General features: G+C 47.4%; 1 protein-coding gene. It reads left to right on the top strand.

Annotation, left to right across the window (positions count from 1 at the left end):
* On the top strand, window positions 1-3,052 hold a 3,052-nt coding region (locus OQV04_RS23965), incomplete at its 5' end, for an autotransporter outer membrane beta-barrel domain-containing protein (RefSeq protein ID WP_332643148.1).
* Between the last annotated feature and the right edge of the window lie 105 nt (window positions 3,053-3,157).

The raw sequence follows: 3,157 nt of genomic DNA on the forward strand, positions 1-3,157 counted from the left end.
TGGGGTGCTGCAAATAACCAGCCAGGATGACTGGACATTCAATAATAATATGACTGGTAACGGTTATCTTAATGTTCATACTGGTGGACATAATTTTGCTTTCCAGAATTCAACGAATACACAGGAATTTACAGGTACGCTGGCATTGTCTGATACACTCTTTGACTTGAGTGACGACAATACCACTGCACTAACTTCAGCACTAGTGCTTGCTGGGGTCGGGAGTGTGATAACTGCAGGTACTGGAACTCAGGTTATTAACGGATTTTCATTTGACGGTGGAGCCGTAAATTTCGGTGCCGTAACTCAGGGAGCTCAGCAAACTGAATCCCAGATTCAGGTTACTGACAATCTGTATATCAATGGAAATGGTGCTGTACGGGTTTCAACACCCACAGATGTGAATGGTATTCCACAGGTTATTAATTCTTCACTTTCATTGCTGGAACAGGATGACAGTAATGCCACCATTAAACTTGTAGATGCAAGTTCCGCAGTTGTAAAGGGGAATGGTGGAAACCTTCAACTGCAGGATGCCTCCGGGCAAGTAATATCCTCAGGTAAGCAAAGGAATATAGTTCAACTGGGAAAAAATGTTGCTAAGGGGGTATACGATTATCGTCTGACATCAGGGCCCCATAATGATGGACTGTATATAGGTTATGCTCTGACTCAGCTTGATTTGCTAGCCTCTGGTGTTGATGCACTCGTGCTTGATGCTGCAGGTACAACTGGAAATGCAGCAGACATGAGTGCCCGTATCACAGGTGCCGGAGACCTGGCTTTCAACAGTCAGAAAGGAGAAACCGTTTCTCTGTCGAATCAGGATAATGATTACACAGGAGTTACAGCTATCCGCGGTGGTAATGTCCTCATGAACAGCAACAGTGTTCTGGGACAGACCAGCGAGATTCGTCTGGCTACTGATACCCGGCTGGACATGAACGGTCATAGCCAGACTGTTGGTAAGCTTAATGGTGCTGCAGGTTCTGTACTGAACATCAATGGCGGGAATTTGACCCTGACTGATGATGGCGTATCTGCCGGTACTCTGACTGGAGGTGGCTTCCTGAATATCAGCGGCGGCGTCCTCGATATTACAGGAGGCAACCACACTTTTGCTGTCAGCACCATAATAGCAAAAGATGCAACTGTCCGAATGAACGATGTTTCCGGACTGGGTACTGGTAACATCAGTAACGCTGGGACATTATCTCTTACTCATGCCTCAGGCTTGCTAAGTAATAATCTGAGTGGTTCTGGTACAGTATCTTTGATCAATAGTGATACCCAGATTTCAGGAAATAACAGTAACTACTCAGGGCTGTTTGTAGTAGATACCAGCTCTCAGTTGACTGCCACTGGAGCGCAGAATCTTGGGATTGCTTCCGTGAGTAACCGTGGAATCTTGCAGCTGAACAACACAACAGACTGGCAACTTATAAATAATGTTACTGGAACCGGTAATGTCCGTAAAACCGGTTCCGGTTCACTGACTGTCCGAAGCAATGCTGCCTGGAGCGGACAGACAGATATTGATGACGGCTCTCTGATTCTTGGGCAATCTGATGCACCTGTCATGCTCGCCAGTAGCCTGGTCAATATTGCAAAGAACGGTAAACTTACCGGATTTGGTGGCGTAGTAGGGAACGTAACCAATAGTGGAAGCCTTGACCTGCGATCGGCGGCTCCGGGAAATATTCTGACGATTGGAGGTAACTACACCGGTAATAATGGCACGCTGCTCATTAACACAGTGCTGGATGATAGCTCTTCTGCAACCGACAAACTGGTAATTAAAGGCGATGCGTCCGGTAAGACCCGAGTGGCTGTTACGAATGTTGGTGGTTCAGGCGCTAATACGCTGAATAGTATTGAAGTTATTCATGTTGATGGTAATGCAGCTAACGCTGAATTTATTCAGGCCGGACGTATAGCGGCCGGCGCTTATGACTACACTCTTGGACGTGGGCCGGGAAGCAACTATGGAAACTGGTATCTGAGCAGTAGTAAAAACACTCCAGAACCAAGGCCTGATCCTGAACCTACTCCGGAAGGGCATGATAACAACCTGCGCCCGGAAGCCAGCTCCTATACCGCGAATATAGCTGCGGCAAACACCATGTTTGTGACCCGCCTTCATGAACGTCTGGGGCAGACGCAATACGTCGATGCAATTACCGGAGAACCGAAAGCAACCAGTATGTGGATGCGCCATGAAGGAGGACATAACCGCTGGCGCGACGGTTCTGGTCAACTGAAAACTCAAAGTAATCGTTATGTGATTCAACTGGGTGGTGATATCGCACAATGGGATTGGGGTGGAACTAACCGCTGGCATCTGGGGGTTATGGCTGGTTACGGTAACAACCATAGCAGTACAGGTGCAGTACGCACCGGATACCATTCAAAAGGCAGCGTAAATGGTTACAGTACCGGGCTGTATGCTACCTGGTATGCTGATGATGAGACTCATAACGGAGCTTATCTGGATACCTGGGCTCAGTACGGCTGGTTCGATAACCATGTGAAAGGTGACGGACTGCCGGGTGAATCCTGGAAATCAAAAGGACTTACCGCCTCACTGGAAACAGGTTATGCCTGGAAAATCGGGGAATTCAGCAGCAACTATGGCAATCTGAACGAATGGTATGTTCAGCCTCAGGCCCAGCTTGTCTGGATGGGGGTTAAAGCTGATGAACTCTATGAAAGTAACGGTACTCTTATTGAAAGCACCGGAGACGGTAATGTCCATACCCGTCTGGGCGTGAAAACCTGGATTAAAAGGCTCAATAAAATGGATGATGGTAAATCACGTGAGTTCAGCCCATTTGTGGAGGTGAACTGGTTGCATAATACCCGTGATTTTGGGGTTCGTATGAACGGCGAACCGGTGTATCAGGATGGTACCCGTAATATCGGAGAGGTCAAAACTGGTGTGGAAGGTCAAATAAATCCCCATCTGAACCTGTGGGGGAATGTGAGAGTTCAAGTTGGTGATAAAGGGTATAACGACACCTCAGCCATGCTGGGTGTGAAGTATACATTCTGACTATGGTTTTCTGTAAATTCAAAATATACTTAGGGAAGGTGCGAACAAGTTCCTGATATGAGATCATCATATTCATCCGGAGCGCATCCCAGAGGGACATCATGA

Source organism: Escherichia sp. Lx600-2, from assembly GCF_036662595.1.
In the GTDB taxonomy this organism is placed as follows: Bacteria; Pseudomonadota; Gammaproteobacteria; order Enterobacterales; family Enterobacteriaceae; genus Escherichia; species Escherichia coli.